The sequence below is a fragment of the Pseudomonas gingeri genome, assembly GCF_013385425.1.
Taxonomy (GTDB): Bacteria; Pseudomonadota; Gammaproteobacteria; order Pseudomonadales; family Pseudomonadaceae; genus Aquipseudomonas; species Aquipseudomonas gingeri_D.
Genome location: NZ_JACAQA010000018.1, coordinates 155,382 through 175,703, shown reverse-complemented (window position 1 = coordinate 175,703; position 20,322 = coordinate 155,382). Strand labels below are relative to the sequence as shown.

Genomic DNA, 20,322 nt, shown 5'->3' with positions numbered 1-20,322 from the left:
AGGGAATTTACGATGAGAGCAATCAAAGGTTTATTCAGCGCGCTGGTGTGTGCCGGGCTGGTGTTCAGCACCGCCTCCACGTGCGCTCAGGCGGTGCCCGAGCCGGCCATCAGCGATAAGAAAGTGGTTTCCTCCAGCACTACCGATGCGGTTGAGTCCAGCCCGGCGGAACTACTGGAGGGCAGTCGAACCGACTATTTTTCATGCTCGGTGGGCCGCTTCAGGGGCGAACTCGAGGCGAGGGTGGTGTTCGCCTCCGCCGGCAGCACGGCTTACTTCGATGTCAGTACGGTGCGCTACCGGATTGTCCGCAGCAGCGGCCAGGGTGGCGGCAACAAGGCCAATATCAACTTTCACCTGGACACCCTGAACAAGCAGGGGGTGACCAGGGCCAGCGACCAATACCGTTCGCCGGACTCCTTGCGCCAGGATGGCAGCTGGCACCTGCTGGACGTCAACCGGATCGTCCGCACGGATTATCAGGGCGCGGTGACCTTCGAGTTCGTGTTCGACCGCTCGGTGGCCAGTGACACCCGATGTGCGGCCCACAAGACCTACCAGTGGGCCGGTGCCTCGACCGCGCGCACCGGCGCGGCGGATTGAGCCGGTTCAAGGGGCATCAAGTCCTGGCGCCTGGCGAATCAGGAAGTGATCCAGGTTGTCGATTTCACAACTGAACACGCTGAAGGTCTGGTCCGGGTTCTTCTTGCTCGGCACTTGCTTCAATTGCGGCGTGACACCGTAGAAGAAGCAATACAGGTCTTCAGCCTGGTCGATGACACTCTTGATCTCTTCCAGGAACACCGTGCGCTGGCGGTAGTTCTCGATCAGGCTTTTGCTCAGGTAGACATTGATCGAGTAGCGCTTCTTGTCGGCCCACACCGGTTTGTCGAAAACCACGCTGAAGCTGGTCTTGTAGTCCTTGATTTCCTTTATTTTTCCCCAGTAGATCAGGCCCTGGCGGTCCTGGCAGTATTCGACCTTCTTGAAGAAGGTGTTGTAGTTCAGGGTCAGGTCGCCAATGGTCAGGGGCATGCGTTTGAGCAGGTCCTTGTTGGCGTGGTTGGAGACGAAGCACTCCACCGGATGGGCGAACACGCTGGTGCGGTTCGGTGGGGCCTTGGTTTCCTGGACGGCGGGAGTATCGATGATGACTGGCGTCGGTTCCGCTATTGGTTGCGCTGGTCGGGTGTCGACGCTGGCCGGCGTCTTGCGGGCATAGGTGCGGCGGGTCAGCAGCAGCTCGACGGGGAAGTTCTGTTCGCCTTCGATATCGTCCGGCGGCTGTTCCCCATCGAGCCCGCTCGGTGCGGTTTCCGCGCTCAGGTACGGGCAGTCCGCCAGGTGCCGGGTACTGGGCATGTTCTTGAAATGCGGGGTGCGTTTGAAGCGTGGGTTGCTGGCGTTGTAGGTGGTCAGCCGGTTGCTGCTGTCGAACGCCGCGCGGCAGGCATCGTTCGGGCACTGGAAGCTTTCCCGGCTGGAATCGAACTCCACCGTCTCGTCGAAGTTCAGATCGCGGACGTCATAGATCGTCAGTTTTTCGTCGAGGCTGATGCAGTAGGCCTTGTCGAATTTCATACCGGGTCCTGCCACTGCAACTGTGCCGGCTGGCGTTTCACCAGGACCTTGCCGTCACGGATCGAATACAGCGGCAGTCCCTGGCTGCGGATCATCTCGTAGTCGCTGTCGGCCGAGAGGATCAGCAAGTTGGCCGGGCGTCCGACTTCCAGCCCGTAGCGTTCACCCAGGGCCATGGCCTTGGCACTGTTGTCGGTGACCAGGTCCAGCGCGCTTTGCAGATTGCGATAACCGAGCATATGGCAGATATGCAGCCCGGCCTCCAGCACCCGCAGGATATTGCCGTTGCCCAAGGGGTACCAGGGGTCGACGATGGAGTCCTGGCCGAAACAGACATTCATCCCGGCGTCCAGCAACTCGCCCACCCGGGTCACGCCCCGCCGCTTCGGAAAGTTATCGAAGCGGCCCTGCAAGTGAATGCTCTCGGTGGGGCAGGAGACAAAACTGATCCCCGAGGCTTTCAGCAAACGGAACAGCTTGGCGCAGTAGGCATTGTCGTAGGAGCCCATGGCCGTGGTGTGGCTGGCGGTCACCCGTGAACCCATGTCGCGGCTGCGGGCTTCTTCGGCCAGCACTTCAAGGAAACGCGAGTGCGGATCGTCGGTTTCGTCGCAATGCACGTCCACCAGGCAGCCGGTTTTTTCCGCCAGGTCCATCAGGAACTTCACTGAGGACACGCCCTGGTCCCGGGTGTATTCGAAGTGCGGGATGCCGCCCACCACGTCGGCACCGAGATTGATCGCCTCGACCATCAGTTCCCGGCCATTGCGATAGGACTCGATGCCTTCCTGGGGAAACGCCACGATCTGCAGGTCGATCAGGTGCCGGCTTTCCTCGCGCACTTCGAGCATGGCCTTGAGCGCGGTCAGCTGCGGATCGGTGACGTCGACATGGGTCCGCACATGCTGGATGCCATGGGCGGCGAGGCTGCGAATGGTTTTCTTCGCGCGGGTCTTGGTGTCTTCATGGGTGATGGTCGCCTTGCGTTCGCCCCAGCACTCGATGCCTTCGAACAGGGTGCCGCTCATGTTCCAGCGTGGCTCGCCGGCGGTGAGGGTGGCGTCGAGGTGGATATGCGGTTCGACGAAAGGCGGGACCACCAGGTTGCCCTGGGCGTCGAGATCATCTGGGCCGGCGCTCAACGGGCCGGTTTGCGGGGTGATGCTCGCGATCCGTGCGTGTTCCAGGTGCAGGTCATACAGGCCTTCGCGGTGACGCAGCTTGGCGTTGAGGATATGCATGGGCGGGGTCCTTGTCGTACGTGTCGTCATAAGGTATCCGAAGTCTGCAGGAAACTGCTCGGAGATCGGCCGAGAACTCGGCGGAACATGGTCGAAAACGCCGCCGGGCTCTGGTAGCCGAAATCCAGGGCAATCCGCGTGACCGACTCGCCTTGACTCAACCGGGCCAGGGCCAGGACCACGCAGACCCGTTGTCGCCATTGGGAAAAGCTCAGGACGGTCTGGTCCTGGAACAGGCGCCCGAAGCTGCGCAGGCTCAGGTGCAGGCGGTCCGCCCAGGCCCGGGGGGACTGGCGGATGTCCGGTTGCCCGACGAAGGCCTGGCACAGCGGCAGCAGGCGCGGGTCCTGGGGCAGGGGGATATGCAGAGGCAGGCTGTGGGCGCGGGCCAACTCATGCAGCAACAGGGTGATCAGCGCGCCATCGCGGCCCTGTGGGTCGTAGTCCACCGGCATGTCGACGGCGGCGATCAGCAACTGCCGCAGTAACGCCGAGACTTCCAGTACCTGGCAGGCTTGGCTCATCTCGCCGACGGCATCGGGCTCGATATACAGGCTGCGGGTGCTGACACCGAGCATCAGCACCTGATGGGGCACGCCGGGAGGAATCCACACCGCGCGTTGCGGCGGGACGATCCAGTTGCCGCCATCGGTGAGCACATGCATCACCCCCGTGGCGCCATAGAGCAATTGCGCCCGACGGTGCTGGTGGCGGGCCAGCAGGTGCCCGTGGGGGTAATCGGTGCCGATGGCGATCACGGCCTGGGGCAGGTGATCGAACTGAGCGAGGGACGTGTTGCGCATGGCAGGGTCTGTCTGGCCGAAACGCAAACAGTATTGACGGACTTGCGCAAGCGCGCCAAGTGTCAGCTGCTTAAGGTTGGGGTTCTCTCTTTCTGAAAGGACCCGACGTGATGCTTTATGGGCTGTTGGCACTGTTTGGCGGACTGGCTGGGGTGACCAGCGTGCTGTTCGGTTTTGGTGGCGGTTTTGTGGTGGTGCCGTTGTTGTACTGGGCCCTGAGCGGCAGCCCGGACCCGGCGATCAGCACGGCGGCGATGCAGATTGCCGTGGCGACCTCGACCTGCGTGATGATCGCCAATGCCCTGATCGCCACGGGCAAGCACCGGCGTGCCGGAAATCTGCGGCGCGCTTATATCTGGCCGCTGGCGGGGTTTATCGGGCTGGGTTCGGTGTTGGGGGCGGTGCTGGCCAGTTTGGTCAGCAGCGGGACGGTACGTTGGGCCTTTATCGCTTATCTGGCGTTGACCATTGTCGATTGTCTGGCACGGCACGGGTTTATGCAGCAGGGCGCGACGGGGTTGGTGCAACCGCTCAAGCCCTTTGTCACGGTGGGCGGAGGGTTGGTGATCGGTGTCGTGGCGACTTTTCTCGGTGTCGGTGGCAGCGTCATGACGGTGCCGCTGTTGCGACGCAGCGGCTTGAGCATGAACCTCGCTACGGCCATGGCCAATCCACTGAGCGTGCCGGTGGCGGTGGTCGGGACCCTGACTTATGTGGCGCTGGCCGGGTTCCGGCCACTGGGGCTGGGGCCCTGGTTTGCCGGGTATGTGGATCTGCTGGCGTTCGCGGTGCTGATCCTTGGATCGCTGGCGGGGATGCGCCTGGCGACGCCGTTGATCGGGCGCATTCCGGATCGGCTACATGCCAGGATCTACATCGGATTGCTGGCGCTGGTGCTGTTGGCGATGTTACTGAACTGACTCGCCCATCAATACGCCCCGAACCTGTAGGAGCAGGGCTTGCCCGCGAAGAGGCCCGCAAGATCGCTAAAAGCTTCGCGGGCAAGCCCTGCTCCTACAGGGGGCGGTGCTCGGTCTCAGGATCAGACGGTCAGCAAACGCTCGCGCAACTTGGCGACCTCGTCGCGCATCTGCGCCGCCGCCTCGAACTCCAGGTCGCGGGCCAACTGGTACATCTTCTCTTCCAGCTGGCGGATACGCTTGGTGATCTCGCTCGGCGAACGCAGTTCGTTTTCGTAGCGGGCGTTTTCCTCGGCGGCCTTGGCCATGCCCTTGCGCTTCTTGCTGCGCGAACCGGGCACGGTGGCGCCTTCCATGATATCGGCGACATCCTTGAACACGCCCTTGGGCGTGATGCCATTGGCCAGGTTGTGGGCAATCTGTTTGTCGCGGCGGCGCTCGGTCTCGCCGATCGCCCGCTCCATGGAGCCGGTGATGCGGTCCGCATAAAGGATCGCCCGGCCGTTGAGGTTGCGCGCCGCCCGCCCGATGGTCTGGATCAGCGAGCGCTCGGAGCGCAGGAAACCTTCCTTGTCCGCATCGAGGATCGCCACCAGCGACACCTCGGGCATGTCCAGGCCCTCGCGCAGCAGGTTGATCCCCACCAGCACATCGAAGGTGCCCAGGCGCAGGTCGCGGATGATTTCCACGCGCTCCACGGTGTCGATGTCCGAGTGCAGGTAACGTACCCGTACGCCATGGTCGGCGAGGTAGTCGGTAAGGTCTTCGGCCATGCGCTTGGTCAGGGTGGTGACCAGTACGCGCTCCTCCACGGCCACACGTTTGGCGATTTCCGAGAGCAGGTCGTCGACCTGGGTCAGCGCCGGGCGGATCTCCACCTGAGGGTCCACCAGGCCGGTGGGACGCACCACTTGCTCGATGACCCGGCCGGCGTGTTCGGCTTCGTAGTTGCCGGGGGTGGCGGAGACAAAAATGGTCTGCGGGCTCACCGCTTCCCACTCGTCGAAGCGCATCGGCCGGTTGTCCAGCGCCGAGGGCAGGCGGAAGCCGTATTCCACCAGGGTTTCCTTGCGCGAGCGGTCGCCCTTGTACATGGCGCCGACTTGCGGAACGCTGACGTGGGATTCGTCGATCACCAGCAGCGCGTCGGCCGGCAGGTAGTCGTAGAGGGTCGGCGGCGCCTCTCCGGAAGCGCGGCCGGAGAGGTAGCGCGAGTAGTTTTCGATACCGTTGCAGTAACCCAGTTCGAGGATCATTTCCAGGTCGAAGCGGGTGCGCTGTTCCAGGCGCTGGGCTTCCACCAGCTTGTTGTTGTCGCGCAGGTAGTCCAGGCGCTCCTTGAGTTCCTCCTTGATCCCGTCGATGGCACCGAGCAGGGTTTCCCGTGGCGTCACGTAGTGGCTTTTCGGATAGAAGGTAAAGCGCGGCAGCTTGCGGATCACTTCGCCGGTCAGCGGATCGAAGGCCGAGAGGCTTTCCACTTCGTCGTCGAACAGCTCGATGCGGATCGCTTCCAGGTCGGATTCGGCCGGATAGACGTCGATCACATCCCCGCGCACACGGAAGGTGGCACGGGCGAAGTCCATATCGTTGCGAGTGTATTGCAGGTCGGCCAGGCGGCGCAGCAGGGCGCGCTGGTCGAGCTTGTCGCCGCGGTCCACGTGCAGGACCATCTTCAGGTAGGTTTCCGGGCTGCCCAGGCCATAGATGCAGGACACCGTGGTGACGATGATGGCGTCCTTGCGCTCCAGCAGCGCCTTGGTCGCCGACAGGCGCATCTGTTCGATATGGTCGTTGATCGAGGCATCCTTCTCGATAAAGGTATCGGAGGAGGGCACATAGGCTTCCGGCTGGTAGTAGTCGTAGTAGGAAACGAAATACTCCACGGCGTTGTTCGGGAAAAATGCCTTGAACTCGCCGTACAACTGCGCGGCCAGGGTCTTGTTCGGCGCCAGCACCAGGGTCGGGCGTTGCACCTGGGCGATGACGTTGGCGATGCTGAAGGTCTTGCCCGAGCCGGTCACCCCGAGCAGGGTCTGGTGAGCCAGGCCGGCTTCGATGCCCTCGACCATCTGACGGATGGCTTCAGGCTGGTCGCCGGCGGGCTGGAAGCGGGTGACGAGCTGGAATTCGGACATAACCTACCTCTGGGTTCATTCCCACCTGACAGTCGCGGCGAAAACGAGAAAGACCTCTTACGACCGATGTCGTAGGGAAAAAACATGATAATGCTGGATATGGTGCCCGGGAGGACAGCTTTCAAGGCAATCGCCACCCGGGCAGCTTGTTGCAATTGGACGGGCGTCCCGCAAATAAATCAAAAAACTTGTCACATTCCGACAATAGTCGGTCGCCCTGGCCGGTGATGGCCTCTATACTAGCTCCCCGTTTGTGCACCGCTCTAGTGCAATCGGCCGGAGCGTTGTCACTTCCCTCCACCCCCCATTCAGAGCCGCCGCAATAATGAGCCTGTTCTCCGCTGTCGAAATGGCACCACGCGATCCTATCCTGGGCCTCAACGAAGCATTCAATGCCGATACCCGTACCGACAAGGTCAATCTGGGTGTGGGTGTTTACTGTGACGAAAGTGGGAAAATTCCACTGTTGCGGGCCGTTGTCGAAGCCGAAACCCAGCGCGCGGCTCAGCATGCCTCCCGTGGCTACTTGCCGATCGACGGTATTGCCGCCTACGACAAGGCCGTGCAAACCCTGTTGTTCGGTCAGGATTCGCCGCTGATCGCCGCCGGTCGTGTGCTCACCACCCAAGCGGTGGGCGGTACCGGTGCGCTGAAAATCGGTGCGGACTTCCTCAAGCAACTGCTGCCGGACGCTACCGTCGCCATCAGCGACCCGAGCTGGGAAAACCATCGCGCGCTGTTCGAAACCGCCGGTTTCCCGGTGCAGAATTATCGTTATTACGATGCCGCGAGCAACGGTGTGAACCGTGCCGGTCTGCTGGAAGACCTCAACGCGCTGCCGGCCAAGTCCATCGTCGTGCTGCACGCCTGCTGTCACAACCCGACCGGTGTCGACCTGACCCCGGCCGACTGGCAGGACGTACTGAACGTCGTCAAAACCAAGGATCTGGTGCCGTTCCTCGATATGGCGTACCAGGGTTTTGGTGATGGCATTGATGAAGACGCCGCCGCCGTGCGTCTGTTCGCTGAATCGGGCCTGACCTTCTTTGTCTCCAGCTCGTTCTCCAAATCGTTCTCGCTGTACGGCGAGCGGGTTGGTGCACTGTCGATCGTCAGTGAGTCGAAAGAAGAGACCGCCCGCGTCCTGTCCCAGGTCAAGCGCGTGATCCGCACCAACTACTCCAACCCGCCGACCCATGGTGCGATCATCGTCGCGGCGGTGTTGAACAACCCTGAGCTGCGCGCCCAGTGGGAAGCGGAGCTGGCGGAGATGCGCCTGCGTATTCGCGGCATGCGCATGCAGATGGTCGACCTGCTGGCCCAGTACGGCGCCAAGCGTGACTTCAGCTTCGTCGGTCGCCAGCGCGGGATGTTCTCCTACTCCGGCCTGACGGTCGAGCAAGTGGCCCGCCTGAAAAACGAGTTCGGCATCTATGCCCTGGATACCGGCCGTATCTGCGTGGCGTCGTTGAACCAGCGCAATATCGAAGCGGTGGTGAAGGCGATCGTTCAGGTGATCTGACTCCGCCGGTAATACCCTGGCGCCCCATGAAAAAGGCCTGCAGCGATGCAGGCCTTTTTTTGTCTGGAGCAACATGAACCACAACTTAAAACTCGGTGAAGAAATTTTCACCGCTACTTAAATCAGTGTTCATGAAGGCCATGGGCAAAAAATTATATATAGGTGCTGGCAATCACAATAACAGCTGCACCCGCCACCTCCTTCGCTGATGCGAAGATTGTCCTTGCCTTCGGGCACTTTCTGCCCTTTACCGCTTTACGTTTCCACCCCTTCGCGCGGAGGACGGAGTGTACCCGTCGTTTGCACTAACAAGAGGGTGAAACATTATTAACCAGGGGAATTACAATGATGTCGACCAAACTCAACTTCCTGACGCTGGCGGTCTCGCTGGGCATGGCCCAGGCGGCCATGGCGACCACCGTGACGGATCAAGACGAGGCCAAGGGTTTCGTCGAGGACAGCAGCCTCAACCTGCATCTGAAGAACCAGTACTTTGACCGTGACGTGAAAAACGGTCCGGCGGACAAGAAGGACTGGACCCAGGGCATCTTCGGCAACTACAGCTCCGGCTTCACCCAGGGCACCGTCGGTTTTGGCGTGGATGCCTTCGGTTACTGGGGGATCAAGCTCGATGGTGGCGCCGGCACGGCCGGTACCGGTAACCTGCCGGTGGGTCGCAATGGCGAGCCCGAAGACGATTACGCCAAGGCCGGCGGCGCGGTGAAGATGCGGATTTCCAAGACCGAATTGCTCTACGGCGATATGCAGCCCACCGCGCCGGTCTTCGCCGCCGGCGGTACCCGCCTGATTCCTGAAACCGCCACCGGTTTCAACCTGCTGAGCAGCGAGATCAAGGACCTGGACCTGGAAGCCGGGCATTTCACCAGTGGCACCGGGGTGGTCTCCACCAGCAACGATCACTCGCTGTATGCCACCTACGCCAACGTCACCGCCAGCGCCGTCAACTACCTCGGTGGCAAGTACAAGGTCAACGACAACCTCAACTTCACTCTCTACGGTTCCGAGTTCGAAGACGTCTGGCGCCAGTACTACACCAACGGCAACTACACCCTGGCGCTCTCGCCGGGTCAGTCGCTGAACTTCGACTTCAACCTGTACAAGACCAATGACGAAGGTTCGGCCAAGGCCGGTCCGATCAACAACACCGCGTTCTCCTTCGCCACGGCCTACACCTTCCTGACGGCGCATACCGTGACCCTGGCGTTCCAGAAGATCCATGGCGACACGCCGTTCGACTATGTCGGCTTCGGCACCAACGGCCCTGGCGACGGCGGCGACTCGATCATGCTGGCCAACTCCGTGCAGTACTCGGACTTCAACGGTCCGGGCGAGAAATCCTGGCAGGCGCGTTATGACCTGAACATGTTGACTTATGGAGTGCCGGGCCTGAGCTTCATGACCCGTTATATCTACGGTGACGATATCGACGGCACCAAGATGGCCGCGGACAGCGCGTACAACCAGCTGCACTACGGTGCCAACGGTACGCACCACGAGACCGACGTCGAGGCCAAGTACGTGGTGCAAAGCGGTCCGGCGAAGGACCTGGCGCTGCGCCTGCGCCAGTCGTTCCACCGTGCCAATGCCGATCAGCCTGAAGGCGACAACAACGAATTGCGCCTGATCGCCGATTACCCTATCTCGATCTTCTGATCACAGGGTGGGAAGAGGAGGGCTCAGGCGCTCTTCTTCCTGTTGTTCCAGCGGGCAGACATCCGCTTCTGGCCGCGCTGCCTCGACGCGATTCCTGCCCGAGCGCTTGGCCTGGTACAGGGCCGCATCCGCCAAGCCATAGGCCGTGTCGAAACTGGTGCCCATGGGACTGGCACTGACCCCGAAACTGGCGGTGATCTGCCGGTTCACCGGTTGCCCGAAGACGTGCGAGGCAATGCAGTCACGCAGGGTCTCGGCAAGACTGAGGCCTTCCTCCAGCGTGCCGGCGGGAATCAGCACGGTAAATTCCTCTCCGCCCACGCGACCAATAAATCCCGCATTGCCCACGGCCCGGCGCAGGCAGCCGACGATGCCTTGAATCACCGCATCGCCCGCCGGATGGCCGAATTCGTCGTTGACTTGCTTGAAGTGGTCGATGTCCAGCACCACCATCGCCGCCCCGGTCTTGCGCAGCGCTTGCACGGTCAGGTCAATCACCGCGCCGCGGTTCAGCACATCGGTCAGTGCATCGTGGGTGGCACGGTATTCGAGCTGGCGGGCGAGGGTTTGCAACTGCGCATTGAGGGCGTTCATTTCGCGCTCGGCACGGTCGCTGCGGCGTATCAGCCGGCGCGTCTCGCGCATGAGCCGCTCGAAGTGCACGGTCAGCTCGCCGAGGGCTTGCTGGTACACCGGGGCGTCGGCTTCAGTCAGGGCCAGAATCGAACGGGCGTGTTCCAGGGCGTCGGTTTCGCTCCTGAACAGGTCGTGTGCCGCGTCATCCTGTGCGCCGGCGGAAGTGACTGAAGCGGTCATGCTCACCATCCTTCTCCAGGAATCACTGGAGAGTCGTTGCGTGGTCGTTGAAGATGATGGCGGTAAAATCGGCCTTCAGTTCTTCACCGAATTCGAAGATGGTTTCATCTTCTTCGTCGTGGTACCAGTTCACCTGCATCTCGTTACCCGATTGGGCGGCCTTGTCCAGGGCATCGAAAATGCTGAACAGCATCTTGGTGCTGGAGCTGTTGAAGTAGGCCAGCGCAATATGGGTGGTGATGGTGGTGTCCTCGCGGGCGGCGAGGTAGGTGCGCAGTTGCTGGAGGACAGGGGCATAGAAGGCGGCGGCATTTTCCGGGTAGGACTCGCCTTTTATCGTCAGCAGATTCTGATCGAAACGAAAGTCGACTTCCGGTGATGTGGCGGTTGCTTCAATGTAGAAATTATCCATGGCGATTGCGTCACTCTACTTAGATAGTGGCTTTAAGGCAGAACAGCGTGGTTCCCGGCTCGTCCGCTCTTGGGTAGAAATCGAATTCCAACGGTGCGCAGGCATCGCGCGCCATTGTCAGGAAGCCCAGGCCGGCCCCCTTGCTGTCCGCAGGGGTTTCCGCACGCAAGGTCACTTTGTACGCTTGCTTGATCTCCTCCAGCGACATGTTGCGCAGGGGCTCGAGCTTTTCCCGCAGGCGGTCGACATCACTGGTGGCGATCGGGTTGGCACAGAGCATCAGGTGGCGATCACCTTCTGCGCTGATGCACACGGCCCCCTGGCGCAGCGACGACTCTTCACGCGGCTCGGTGGGCAACGAGTCGGAGGAATAGTGAATGATGTTTTGCGACAATTCGACGAAGGAGGAAAACAGTTTGCGCCGTGTCGGCCCGTTCACCCCTGAAATCTCCAGCTGCAGCCGCACCACCTCGGCCATGGCGGTAATGATGGTGTGGGAGAAATAACCCATATGATAGAAAATCACATTACGTTGCTGGGCCAGGTCGAAGAAGTGGCAATCGGCATGGGCTGTGTTCGAATTAATCATGATTGTTTCCAAGACGCGCGCAGAAGAGGGTGAGATCGTCACGCCGGTTTTGCTCTCCTTGCCAATTGGCCAGCGTGCGTTGCAAGGCTTCGCAGATGACGGTCGCTGGCTGATTGCGGTGTTCCAGTATCGTGTCGAAGGTCTTGCTCTTGCCGAACGCAATGTTGCGCGGGCCGCCAATCTGGTCGGTCAGGCCGTCGGTGGCGATGAATACCAGGCTGTCCGGCACGATCGTCACCTGGCTTACCGGCCATTGGTAGTTGATGTCACTGTCGACGTAGCCGACGCCGACACGCTGACCGGCGAGGGTTTCCAGTTGTTGGGCATCAGGCGGCAAGAGGTTGAGGGACATGCGCGCGCCGGCAAAGCTCAGGGTCTGGCTGGCGCTGTCGAACCAGAAGAAAGCGGCATCCAGGCCATCGTCGGACTCGGGGGTTTCATCGACGCCCTGGACCTGCCCCAGCAGTTCCTTGACGCTTTTATTCACCGCCGATAACAGCGCGCCGGGATCACGCGGTCCGAGCTTGGCCAGTGCCTGGGTCAGCGAGGAGGAGGCGATCAGGGTCATGAAGGCGCCGGGAACACCGTGCCCGGTGCAGTCGGCAATCGCCCCGAACCAGCCATCGGGGTAGGCGCAGAAATGGTAGAAGTCGCCGCCGACCACATCCCGTGGTTCCCACAGCAGGGTGGCATCGTCCAGGGTCGACTTCAGGGCATCCCGCGAGGCGCGCAGCATGGCGCGCTGGATAACGCTCGCATACTCGATGCTCTGCATGATCTGGCGATTTTTTTCGGCCTGCATGGCCGCGACCACTTCCATCAGTTGCAGGCCACTGCCCAGTCCGGCGAATTGGCCGTTGCGGGTAATGATAAAACCGTCGGCCAGGGTCTTTTCGCCAAATTCCACGGTCTTGAACGTCAGTTCCTCAATGCTCATTCCGGCATCGACGATCAAGGGTTCCTTGTCCATGAAGGCAATGCAGCTTTTCTTGTCGTACAGCTCGCGGTGAAACGGCTTGCTCATCATCGACAGGAAGATATTGCGGTTGATCAGGCCGATCGGGCGCTCGTCTTCGAGTACCGCCAGGCAGACGATTTCCTTGTGCGCGTTGAAGGTCTCCATCACCAGGGCATTGCTGCTGTTGGAGTCGATCACCGGCACTTCAATGCACAAGTCACCGGCGCAGCGATGATCTCTAGGCCGCTGTGGACGCATAAAGGGGAAGTTTTCTGCGCGCATGCTGGGGTCGCCGGGCGAGGTGAAGGCACAATGCTATCTGCGGAATATGAAGCTTATATGACGGCCTCCCGCTTGGTCGCCGAGTCGAGTCCGCGACGGGATGGCGGTCGTTGCACGGCAGGTGATGTATCACACTGTGTACGAACCGGCGGCGGATACATCCCGCGACGTGCTGCCCGGGTCCGCGACACAGAAGGGATACACGCTCGCGGTTAACTTTGCTGGTCGAACAACGCAGCCCACGACGCTGCTGGTTCGCGCCATTCATTGTTGATCGGGAGATGTCCATGAAGCGCCCCTACGCGGCCCTTGCCGCCACCCTTGCATTCTCACTGACGGTTCTCGCCAGCGCTGCCGATGCCGCCGATGAAAGCCCCAAGGAAAAATGCTACGGCGTGTCCAAGGCCGGCCAGAACGATTGTGCCGCCGGCAAAGGCACCTCCTGTGCCGGCACCGCCGAGGCCGACTACCAGGGCAATGCCTGGGTGCTGGTGGACAAGGGCACCTGCCTCCAGATCAAGACGCCCAAGGGCGTCGGCTCCCTGACGGAGCAGCCATGAACCGTGGCAACAGCGGCGCGCCTGCCGGCCTGAGGCGCCTGCTGCCTGAGCCACTGTTGCTGCTGGTGGCGCGCCTGGGGATCGCCTCAGTGTTCTTTCTTTCCGGGCGCACCAAGGTGCAAGGCCTGTTGACGATCAAACCGTCGACCTACGTGCTGTTTCGTTCGGAGTACGTGTTGCCGTTGATTCCTTCCGACCTGGCGGCGCATCTGGCGACCTATGCCGAGCACCTGCTTCCGATCCTGCTGGTGCTGGGTCTGCTGACACGACCGGCCGCCGCCGCACTGCTGGGCATGACTCTGGTCATCGAGATCTTCGTTTATCCCGATGCCTGGCCGACGCACCTGACCTGGGTAGGCCTGCTGTTGCCACTGATCGCTTATGGCGGTGGTCACTGGTCGCTCGATGCGCTGCTGCAGCGCCAACGCCGCTAACGCACCACCCATCATCCACCATCACATCAGGTCCTGGCGGCCTGTGGGGAAACACCATGCGCAAGATTCCAATCCTGGCCCTGGCCGCACTGGCCCTGGCGACACCGATGTTTGCCGGCGCCGCCGAGGCGACGCCGCCTGCTGGCGCGAAAAACATCGTCATCGTCCATGGCTCCTTCGTCGACGGGTCGGGCTGGCGGGTCGTTCACGACATCCTGATCCACAAGGGCTACAAGGTCACCGTCGTGCACCAGCCGGCGACCAATATGGACGAAGACATCGCCGCCACCCGCCTGGTCCTCGACCAGCAGGTCGGTCCGGTGGTGCTGGTCGGCCACAGTTCCGGTGGTGCGGTGATCGGCATGGCCGGTGATCGCGACAAGGTCAAGGCACTGGTCTATGTCGCCGCGCTGCAACCGGAAGTGGGCGAAAGCCTGACCCAGTTGCTGGACTCCATGCCGGCACCGAACAACGACATCCATGCCACCCGTGACGGGCACCTGTTCGTCGACCGCGCGAAGTTCGGCGAAGACTTCGCCGCCGACCAGACCAGCAATCGCACCGATTTCCTCGCGGCCTCGCAAGTACCGGCGACCACCGAGACCTTCGGCGCGCGGACCTGGGCCGCGGCCTGGCACCAGAAACCCAGCTACGGGATTGTCGCCACTGAGGACAAGGCCCTGAACCCGGATCTGCAGCGCTGGATGTACAAGCGCGCCGGTTCCACGGTGACCGAGATCAAGGGCAGCCACACGCTGTACATCTCGCAGCCCGAGGCGGTGGCGAAAGTCATCGAGCAGGCCGCGTTGAACGTCAAGTAACACCCATCCGGCACCTGAACTTTCACTGTTGTACCCCTGACTGAACTGGAGAAACATCATGGCTAGCACCGCATCCCGTTTGAGCCTTGCCACCGCCGCCGCGTTGATCGCACTGGCGTCCGCATCCTTTGCCGTATCGGCCAGTGCCGCCGAGAAAGAGCAGCCGGGCCGCTGCTACGGCGTCAACAGCTGCAAGGGCGAAAGCCTCTGCGCCACCGCCAGGAACGACTGCAAGGGACTGAACAGTTGCAAGGGGCAGGGCGTTATCGTCAAGACCCCGAGTGAGTGCCTCAAGGCCGGCGGCACCCTGACTGAGCCGAAGTAAGGGCAGGGCACGGACGTAGTGCCCTACGCAAAATCTGCCTTCGACACCATCCTTGTAGGAGCAGGGCTTGCCCGCGAAAGGGCCCGTGAGAACGCCAAAGCTTCACGGGCAAGCCGGGACGCCGGACCGCCTGCTCCTACAGGTTACGCGGTGTTTTCAAAACAGTATTCCTCTCTCAAGCCGAGTACATGCGATGTCCACTACCCCCTTCTCGGGCTACGGCCTGGGCCTGCGCAAGGAGCACTATCGGGACTTCCTGGAGAGCCGGATTCCCGTCGACTTCGTCGAGGTGATTTCGGAGAACTTCATGGTCGACGGCGGTCAACCGCGGCATATCCTGCGCCAGATCCGCGAGCGTTATCCGGTCGCGCTGCACGGTGTCTCGATGTCCGTCGGCTCGGCGGACGGGCTCGACTCCGCCTACCTGCATCGCTTGAAGGCACTGGTCGACGAGATCGAACCCCTGTTCGTCTCCGACCACCTGAGCTGGTCGCGCATCGATCACTTCAATTCCCATGACCTGTTGCCCGTGCCTTATACCGATGAGGCGCTGGATCTGGTCTGCGCGAATATTTCCCGCGCCCAGGATGTCCTGGGTCGCCCCCTGCTCTTTGAAAACCCCTCCAGCTACCTGGCCTTCGACGGCGCTTCGATGACCGAGTGGGAATTTATTGCTGCCATGTCCAGGCGCACCGGCTGCGAGCTGCTGCTCGACGTCAACAATCTCTTCGTCAGTGCAAGCAACCACCACTTTGATGCCCTGGCGTTTCTCGATGGCCTGCCGGCCGACCGGGTAAGGCAGATCCACCTGGCCGGCCACAGCCAGGGCAAGGAGCTGCTGATCGATACCCATGACAGCCCGGTCTGTGCCGAGGTCTGGGCGTTATACACCCTGGCGATGGCCCGCTTCGGCCCGTTGGCGACAATGATCGAGCGCGATGACCGGATCCCGCCGCTGGCCGACCTGCTCAAGGAACTGACGATAGCCCGGACCCTCGGCGGCCTCGATGGGCGGGCCTGCTCGCGGAGTGGCGCATGAACCTGGCGCAATGGCAGCGTGAGCTGCGCAACTCTCTGGTCAGCGCCTCGGCGCAAGCGGCCGCCAATCTTGGCGCTACGGCGCAGGCCGGATTGTCCGTCTACCAGAACAACTACCGCGCGCAGTTGCTGGGATGCCTTGAGGAGGCTTTTCCCCAGGTCCGTACATGGATCGGCGCCGAGGCTTTTTTTACCGCCGCCGTCACCCATATCGATCAGCATCCGCCCCATGCCTGGACCCTGGATGCCTACCCGCAAGGATTCGCCGCGACCCTGGCGACGTTGTTTCCCGACAGCCCCGAGGTGCACGAGCTGGCCTGGATCGAGCGGGCACTCGATGAGTCGTTCGTGGCCGCCGATGCCGAGCCGCTGCCCATGGCTGTGCTGGCGAGCATGGATTGGGAGACGGCCTGCCTGAGATTTACAGCGTCCCTCAGAACTGGTGCCCTGGCCAGCAACGCCGAGCCGATCTGGTCGGCCCTCAGCGAAGGGCTGCCGCTACCCGCGCCCGAGCGCTTGGCTGAGACGGCGGGCCTGCTGGTCTGGCGTCGGCAGAGGGTGGTGCGCCTGCGACCTGTCGAGGCACTGGAACACCAGGCGCTGTTGCGCTTGCAGGAGAACGGCAGTTTTTCCGGGTTGTGCGAATGGCTCGTTGAACGCCTTGGCGAAACCGCCGGTATTGCCAAGGCCGGATCGCTACTCGCCAGTTGGTTGGCCGGCGAGCTGATTGTCGGCGTCGACTGATCTCGCCCGACGCCGCTCGAAAACCGGGCGCCTGTCCGATTGACTGTATCCTATGGGGGGGGATAGGATAAAAGCACATTCATTCGGAAACCGGCGCCATGAGCGAATCCTTGCACGTGCATCAGACACACGAGGCGATCATCAAACGGCTCAAGCGTGCCGAAGGGCACCTGCGCAGCATCATCGGCATGATCGAAACGGGGCGGCCCTGCGTGGACGTGGCCCAGCAACTCCATGCGGTGGAAAAGGCCGTATGCCAGGCCAAGCGCACGCTGATCCAGGACCATATCGACCACTGCCTTGAAGACACCGTCGGGGCGATGACCGCCACCGAACGGGCACCGCTGGAAGCGTTCAAGCAGATCACCAAATACCTGTAGACGGGGGTGGGTGTTCATCCCCGCTGCACGGGGTTGAAGGGCCCGGACACGTCGGAGCATCGCCATGCTGGATATCCTGAAAAACACTACCTATCGGCATCTGTTTCTCGCTCAGATCATCGCGCTGGTGGGGACTGGCCTGGCCACGGTTGCCCTTGGCTTGCTGGCCTACGACCTGGCCGGTGCCCAGGCCGGGGTCGTGCTGGGCACCGCCCTGGCGATCAAGATGAGCGCCTATATCGGCGTCGCCCCCGTGGCTGCTGCCTTTGCCGAACGCCTGCCGCGCCGGGCAATGCTGGTGGCACTGGATCTGATTCGGGCCCTGGTGGCGCTGGCCTTGCCCTTTGTCAGCGAGATCTGGCAGATCTATGTGCTGATCTTCGTGCTGCAATCGGCCTCGGCAGCGTTTACCCCGACGTTCCAGGCGACCATTCCCGACATTCTTCCCGACGAGGAGCAATACACCCGCGCTCTGTCATTGGCGCGGCTGGCCTACGACCTGGAAAGCCTGGTCAGCCCGATGCTTGCCGCCGCGCTCCTCGGCGTGATCAGTTTCCATGGCCTGTTCGGCGGCACCGCGCTGGGTTTTTTTGCTTCGGCCATGCTGGTCGGCTCGGTGGTGCTGCCCAAGGCCAGGAGAGGCGTGCGGCGCAGCATTTATGAGCGCACCACCCGTGGCGTGCGGCTGTTCCTGGCGACCCCGCGTTTGCGCGGGCTGCTGGCCCTGAACCTGGCGGTGGCCGCCGCCAGCGCCATGGTGATCGTCAATACCGTGGTGTTGGTGCAGGCGCATTTTTCCCTGCCGCAGCGTTTTACTGCCTTTGCCCTGGCGGCCTTTGGCGCGGGGTCGATGCTCACCGCCCTGGCGTTGCCGCGTCTGTTGAGCCGCGTGGCGGACCGCACGGTGATGCTGCTGGGCGCCGGGTTGCTGGTGACCGGCCTGGGCATCGGCGCGACGCTGGCTTCCTACAGTGCGCTGTTGCCGCTGTGGTTCCTGCTCGGAGTCGGTTATTCCCTGGCGCAGACTCCCGGCGGGAGGCTATTGCGTCGCTCGTCCCACGTAGAAGACCGTCCGGCATTGTTCGCGGCACAGTTTGCGCTGTCCCATGCCTGCTGGCTGATCACCTATCCGCTTGCCGGCTGGTTGGGCGCGCAGGTTGGTCTCGGTGCTTCGTTCATGGTCTTGAGCCTGCTTGCTGCCATGGCGGTGCTGGTCTGCCTGGCGATCTGGCGACCAGCCCACGAGCAGGCCGCGCTCAGGCATAGCCATGATGACCTGCCATTGGATCACCCGCACCTGCAGGACGCCGGCGGTAAAATCCACGAACACGCCTATATTATTGACGACGAGCATCGTCGCTGGCCGGTGTGACGGGCGGGCAGCGGCCTGTTGCCGATCCGGCAGGGGTTGACTTCTCTTTTTATATCAGTAACATACACGGCATTCCGCAATAGCTCAGTTGGTAGAGCAAGTGACTGTTAATCACTGGGTCCCTGGTTCGAGTCCAGGTTGTGGAGCCAGATAGAAGAAAAGCCTGCAGCGATGCAGGCTTTTTTTTTGCGTTTTTTTCAGCCCTGTCGTCTATAGACCCGGAGGCGGGTGCCCCCGGGGCCGGGCAATACCTTCAGCGGCGATCCAGCCAAACCGTCTGCGCATTGCAGAATTCGCGGACTCCGAAGTGCGACAGTTCACGACCAAAACCGCTTTTCTTCACGCCGCCGAAGCTGACCCGAGGGTCGCTGGCGCTATAGCCATTGATGAACACGCCGCCGGTTTCCAACTCGCCAGCGAACTTGCGGGCCAGCTCCAGATCCGCGGTGTAGACGGTTGCCGTCAGTCCGAACTCGCTGTCATTGGCCAGCGCCAGCGCATGCTCGGCATCCCGCGCGGTAATGATGGACGCCACCGGGCCGAACAACTCCTGTTTGAACGAGGTCATCTGGTCGGTGACATCGGCCAATACCGTGGGCTCGTAGAAATTGCCGGAGCCGTTGGCCTTCTTGCCGCCGAGCAATAGGGTCGCGCCTTGCGCCAGGGTGTCCTGGACCTGTTGATCCAGCTCGTCACGCAGATCGAAGCGGGCCATGGGACCGATATAGGTCTCGGTTGCCAGCGGGTCGCCGACCACCAGGCGACGGGTGGCCTCGACGAACTTCTCGGTGAAGGCTGCGACTACGCCTTGCTCGATAATCAAGCGTTTGGCAGCCGCGCAGACTTGCCCGGTGTTCTGGTAACGACCGATCACGGCGGCCTTGACCGCTTCGTCGAGGTCGGCGTCATTGAGCACGATAAAGGGGTCCGAACCGCCCAGTTCCAACAAGCATTTCTTCAAGGCCGCACCGGCCTGGGCGCCGATGGCCATGCCAGCGCGTACGCTGCCGGTGAGAGTGACCGCCGCAATACGTGGGTCGGCGATGGCCCGGGAAACGCCCTCCGGGGTGACATTGACGACTTCGAAGACGCCTTCGGGGAAACCGGCGCGCTTGATGGCATCCAGCAGCAGGTAGGCGCTGCCCATGACGTTGGGCGCATGCTTGAGCACGAAGGTATTACCGGCCAGCAGCGTCGGCACTGCACCGCGCAGTACCTGCCAGATTGGGAAGTTCCATGGCATCACGGCGAGGATCGGACCCAGCGGGCGATACTCGATACGGGCCTTGCCGCCTTCCACCTGGGTCGCTTCGGCACTGAGCATGGCCGGGCCGTTTTCCGCGTACCACACGCACAGCTGCGCACATTTTTCAATTTCACCGCGGGCCTGGGCGATGGGCTTGCCCATTTCCAGGGTGATCATCTCGGCCATCTTCGTGGCGTTATCACGCAGCGCCTGGGCCAGGGCGAGCAACGCCTGTGAGCGTTGTTCCAGCGCGGTACGGCGCCAGAGCGAAAACCCGGCCGCGGCCCGGGACAGGGCGGCATCCAGGGCCGAATCGGATTCGAAAGGGTAGTGGCCGATCTGTTCACCGTTGGCGGGGTTGATCGACAGGGCATGGGTGAGGCTGGAAATCGAAGACATGGCACCGTCCTGCTGTGTGGGTATGGCCTCAGATTACGGTGGCGTTAGTTTTCTGGAAACTGAATAA

At 62.0% G+C, this 20,322-nt stretch carries 21 protein-coding genes and 1 tRNA gene; 13 read left to right on the top strand and 9 right to left on the bottom strand.

Annotated elements, in window-relative coordinates; translation table 11 throughout:
* The first annotated feature begins 12 nt into the window (after window positions 1-12).
* The gene (locus tag HX830_RS21070; RefSeq protein ID WP_177102396.1) at window positions 13-603 is read left to right on the top strand and encodes a hypothetical protein; all 591 of its coding nucleotides are present in this window, start codon (window positions 13-15) and stop codon (window positions 601-603) included.
* 6 nt (window positions 604-609) lie between these two features.
* Here the strand turns inward: HX830_RS21070 and HX830_RS21065 are convergent, their stop codons facing one another.
* The 3 genes from HX830_RS21065 to HX830_RS21055 are packed head-to-tail and all read right to left on the bottom strand — an operon-like array spanning window position 610 to window position 3,625.
* A complete protein-coding gene (locus HX830_RS21065) occupies window positions 610-1,581 on the bottom strand; it encodes a hypothetical protein (protein ID WP_103497869.1) in 972 nt (323 codons plus the stop codon).
* Entirely contained in the window at window positions 1,578-2,822 is a 1,245-nt protein-coding gene (codA, locus tag HX830_RS21060) for a cytosine deaminase (RefSeq protein WP_152737357.1), read from the bottom strand. Before codA ends, HX830_RS21065 begins: the two co-directional genes overlap by 4 nt.
* A gap of 26 nt (window positions 2,823-2,848) precedes the next feature.
* Window positions 2,849-3,625: an AraC family transcriptional regulator gene (locus tag HX830_RS21055; protein ID WP_103497872.1), complete on the bottom strand. Its 777-nt coding sequence runs from the start codon at window positions 3,623-3,625 to the stop codon at window positions 2,849-2,851.
* 110 nt (window positions 3,626-3,735) lie between these two features.
* Here HX830_RS21055 and HX830_RS21050 point away from each other — a divergent pair, with 110 nt between their 5' ends.
* Window positions 3,736-4,545 (top strand): sulfite exporter TauE/SafE family protein, encoded by an 810-nt coding sequence (locus HX830_RS21050; RefSeq protein ID WP_177102394.1) that lies wholly within the window; start codon window positions 3,736-3,738, stop codon window positions 4,543-4,545.
* Between the two features lie 122 nt (window positions 4,546-4,667).
* Here the strand turns inward: HX830_RS21050 and uvrB are convergent, their stop codons facing one another.
* The gene (gene uvrB, locus HX830_RS21045; protein ID WP_103494202.1) at window positions 4,668-6,683 is read right to left on the bottom strand and encodes an excinuclease ABC subunit UvrB; all 2,016 of its coding nucleotides are present in this window, start codon (window positions 6,681-6,683) and stop codon (window positions 4,668-4,670) included.
* A 325-nt stretch (window positions 6,684-7,008) separates the two neighbouring features.
* Between uvrB and HX830_RS21040 the strand changes: the two genes are divergently transcribed.
* Entirely contained in the window at window positions 7,009-8,205 is a 1,197-nt protein-coding gene (locus tag HX830_RS21040) for an amino acid aminotransferase (protein ID WP_177102392.1), read from the top strand.
* Between the two features lie 345 nt (window positions 8,206-8,550).
* Complete coding sequence (locus tag HX830_RS21035; RefSeq protein ID WP_177102389.1) at window positions 8,551-9,879, top strand: OprD family porin; 1,329 nt, start codon at window positions 8,551-8,553, stop codon at window positions 9,877-9,879.
* On the opposite strand, the gene HX830_RS21030 is transcribed toward HX830_RS21035, so the two are convergent.
* Genes HX830_RS21030 through HX830_RS21015 form a run of 4 tightly spaced genes read right to left on the bottom strand, consistent with a single transcriptional unit; the run spans window position 9,880 to window position 12,912 of the window.
* On the bottom strand, window positions 9,880-10,695 hold the full coding sequence (locus HX830_RS21030) for a GGDEF domain-containing protein (RefSeq protein ID WP_103494200.1): 816 nt from the start codon (window positions 10,693-10,695) through the stop codon (window positions 9,880-9,882).
* A 22-nt stretch (window positions 10,696-10,717) separates the two neighbouring features.
* Window positions 10,718-11,107, bottom strand: coding sequence for a DUF1987 domain-containing protein (locus HX830_RS21025; protein ID WP_100942705.1), 390 nt, complete (start codon window positions 11,105-11,107; stop codon window positions 10,718-10,720).
* A 19-nt stretch (window positions 11,108-11,126) separates the two neighbouring features.
* Window positions 11,127-11,696 carry a SiaB family protein kinase gene (locus HX830_RS21020; RefSeq protein ID WP_103494199.1) on the bottom strand — a complete coding sequence of 190 codons (570 nt, stop codon included), beginning with the start codon at window positions 11,694-11,696 and terminating at the stop codon, window positions 11,127-11,129.
* On the bottom strand, window positions 11,689-12,912 hold the full coding sequence (locus HX830_RS21015; RefSeq protein WP_218171358.1) for a SpoIIE family protein phosphatase: 1,224 nt from the start codon (window positions 12,910-12,912) through the stop codon (window positions 11,689-11,691). Before HX830_RS21015 ends, HX830_RS21020 begins: the two co-directional genes overlap by 8 nt.
* A 311-nt stretch (window positions 12,913-13,223) precedes the next feature.
* Between HX830_RS21015 and HX830_RS21010 the strand changes: the two genes are divergently transcribed.
* The 9 genes from HX830_RS21010 (at window position 13,224) to HX830_RS20970 (ending at window position 18,759) form a co-directional block, all read left to right on the top strand.
* Window positions 13,224-13,496 (top strand): BufA1 family periplasmic bufferin-type metallophore, encoded by a 273-nt coding sequence (locus tag HX830_RS21010; protein ID WP_177102385.1) that lies wholly within the window; start codon window positions 13,224-13,226, stop codon window positions 13,494-13,496.
* Window positions 13,493-13,930 carry a DoxX family protein gene (locus HX830_RS21005; RefSeq protein ID WP_177102383.1) on the top strand — a complete coding sequence of 146 codons (438 nt, stop codon included), beginning with the start codon at window positions 13,493-13,495 and terminating at the stop codon, window positions 13,928-13,930. Before HX830_RS21010 ends, HX830_RS21005 begins: the two co-directional genes overlap by 4 nt.
* Before the next feature lie 56 nt (window positions 13,931-13,986).
* Complete coding sequence (locus HX830_RS21000) at window positions 13,987-14,751, top strand: alpha/beta fold hydrolase (RefSeq protein ID WP_177102381.1); 765 nt, start codon at window positions 13,987-13,989, stop codon at window positions 14,749-14,751.
* A gap of 58 nt (window positions 14,752-14,809) precedes the next feature.
* On the top strand, window positions 14,810-15,076 hold the full coding sequence (gene bufA2, locus HX830_RS20995) for a BufA2 family periplasmic bufferin-type metallophore (protein ID WP_103494194.1): 267 nt from the start codon (window positions 14,810-14,812) through the stop codon (window positions 15,074-15,076).
* A gap of 193 nt (window positions 15,077-15,269) precedes the next feature.
* On the top strand, window positions 15,270-16,115 hold the full coding sequence (bufB, locus tag HX830_RS20990) for an MNIO family bufferin maturase (RefSeq protein ID WP_177102379.1): 846 nt from the start codon (window positions 15,270-15,272) through the stop codon (window positions 16,113-16,115).
* A complete protein-coding gene (locus tag HX830_RS20985; protein ID WP_177102377.1) occupies window positions 16,112-16,858 on the top strand; it encodes an HvfC/BufC N-terminal domain-containing protein in 747 nt (248 codons plus the stop codon). The genes bufB and HX830_RS20985 overlap by 4 nt, the downstream gene beginning before the upstream one ends.
* A 98-nt stretch (window positions 16,859-16,956) precedes the next feature.
* Window positions 16,957-17,238, top strand: coding sequence for a metal-sensing transcriptional repressor (locus HX830_RS20980; RefSeq protein WP_177102375.1), 282 nt, complete (start codon window positions 16,957-16,959; stop codon window positions 17,236-17,238).
* 64 nt (window positions 17,239-17,302) lie between these two features.
* Window positions 17,303-18,610 (top strand): MFS transporter, encoded by a 1,308-nt coding sequence (locus HX830_RS20975; protein ID WP_177102366.1) that lies wholly within the window; start codon window positions 17,303-17,305, stop codon window positions 18,608-18,610.
* Window positions 18,611-18,683: 73 nt separating this feature from the next.
* A tRNA-Asn gene (locus tag HX830_RS20970) sits at window positions 18,684-18,759 on the top strand.
* Between the two features lie 104 nt (window positions 18,760-18,863).
* On the opposite strand, the gene HX830_RS20965 is transcribed toward HX830_RS20970, so the two are convergent.
* Window positions 18,864-20,255 carry an aldehyde dehydrogenase family protein gene (locus HX830_RS20965; protein ID WP_177102364.1) on the bottom strand — a complete coding sequence of 464 codons (1,392 nt, stop codon included), beginning with the start codon at window positions 20,253-20,255 and terminating at the stop codon, window positions 18,864-18,866.
* Window positions 20,256-20,322: the final 67 nt, after the last annotated feature.

Bases quoted from the DNA above. Each gene is read 5' to 3' on its own strand.
- HX830_RS21070 (WP_177102396.1), top strand. From the start codon at position 13: ATGAGAGCAATCAAAGGTTTATTCAGCGCGCTGGTGTGTGCCGGGCTG.
- HX830_RS21065 (WP_103497869.1), bottom strand. From the start codon at position 1,581: ATGAAATTCGACAAGGCCTACTGCATCAGCCTCGACGAAAAACTGACG.
- codA (WP_152737357.1), bottom strand. From the start codon at position 2,822: ATGCATATCCTCAACGCCAAGCTGCGTCACCGCGAAGGCCTGTATGAC.
- HX830_RS21055 (WP_103497872.1), bottom strand. From the start codon at position 3,625: ATGCGCAACACGTCCCTCGCTCAGTTCGATCACCTGCCCCAGGCCGTG.
- HX830_RS21050 (WP_177102394.1), top strand. From the start codon at position 3,736: ATGCTTTATGGGCTGTTGGCACTGTTTGGCGGACTGGCTGGGGTGACC.
- uvrB (WP_103494202.1), bottom strand. From the start codon at position 6,683: ATGTCCGAATTCCAGCTCGTCACCCGCTTCCAGCCCGCCGGCGACCAG.
- HX830_RS21040 (WP_177102392.1), top strand. From the start codon at position 7,009: ATGAGCCTGTTCTCCGCTGTCGAAATGGCACCACGCGATCCTATCCTG.
- HX830_RS21035 (WP_177102389.1), top strand. From the start codon at position 8,551: ATGATGTCGACCAAACTCAACTTCCTGACGCTGGCGGTCTCGCTGGGC.
- HX830_RS21030 (WP_103494200.1), bottom strand. From the start codon at position 10,695: ATGACCGCTTCAGTCACTTCCGCCGGCGCACAGGATGACGCGGCACAC.
- HX830_RS21025 (WP_100942705.1), bottom strand. From the start codon at position 11,107: ATGGATAATTTCTACATTGAAGCAACCGCCACATCACCGGAAGTCGAC.
- HX830_RS21020 (WP_103494199.1), bottom strand. From the start codon at position 11,696: ATGATTAATTCGAACACAGCCCATGCCGATTGCCACTTCTTCGACCTG.
- HX830_RS21015 (WP_218171358.1), bottom strand. From the start codon at position 12,912: ATGCGTCCACAGCGGCCTAGAGATCATCGCTGCGCCGGTGACTTGTGC.
- HX830_RS21010 (WP_177102385.1), top strand. From the start codon at position 13,224: ATGAAGCGCCCCTACGCGGCCCTTGCCGCCACCCTTGCATTCTCACTG.
- HX830_RS21005 (WP_177102383.1), top strand. From the start codon at position 13,493: ATGAACCGTGGCAACAGCGGCGCGCCTGCCGGCCTGAGGCGCCTGCTG.
- HX830_RS21000 (WP_177102381.1), top strand. From the start codon at position 13,987: ATGCGCAAGATTCCAATCCTGGCCCTGGCCGCACTGGCCCTGGCGACA.
- bufA2 (WP_103494194.1), top strand. From the start codon at position 14,810: ATGGCTAGCACCGCATCCCGTTTGAGCCTTGCCACCGCCGCCGCGTTG.
- bufB (WP_177102379.1), top strand. From the start codon at position 15,270: ATGTCCACTACCCCCTTCTCGGGCTACGGCCTGGGCCTGCGCAAGGAG.
- HX830_RS20985 (WP_177102377.1), top strand. From the start codon at position 16,112: ATGAACCTGGCGCAATGGCAGCGTGAGCTGCGCAACTCTCTGGTCAGC.
- HX830_RS20980 (WP_177102375.1), top strand. From the start codon at position 16,957: ATGAGCGAATCCTTGCACGTGCATCAGACACACGAGGCGATCATCAAA.
- HX830_RS20975 (WP_177102366.1), top strand. From the start codon at position 17,303: ATGCTGGATATCCTGAAAAACACTACCTATCGGCATCTGTTTCTCGCT.
- HX830_RS20965 (WP_177102364.1), bottom strand. From the start codon at position 20,255: ATGTCTTCGATTTCCAGCCTCACCCATGCCCTGTCGATCAACCCCGCC.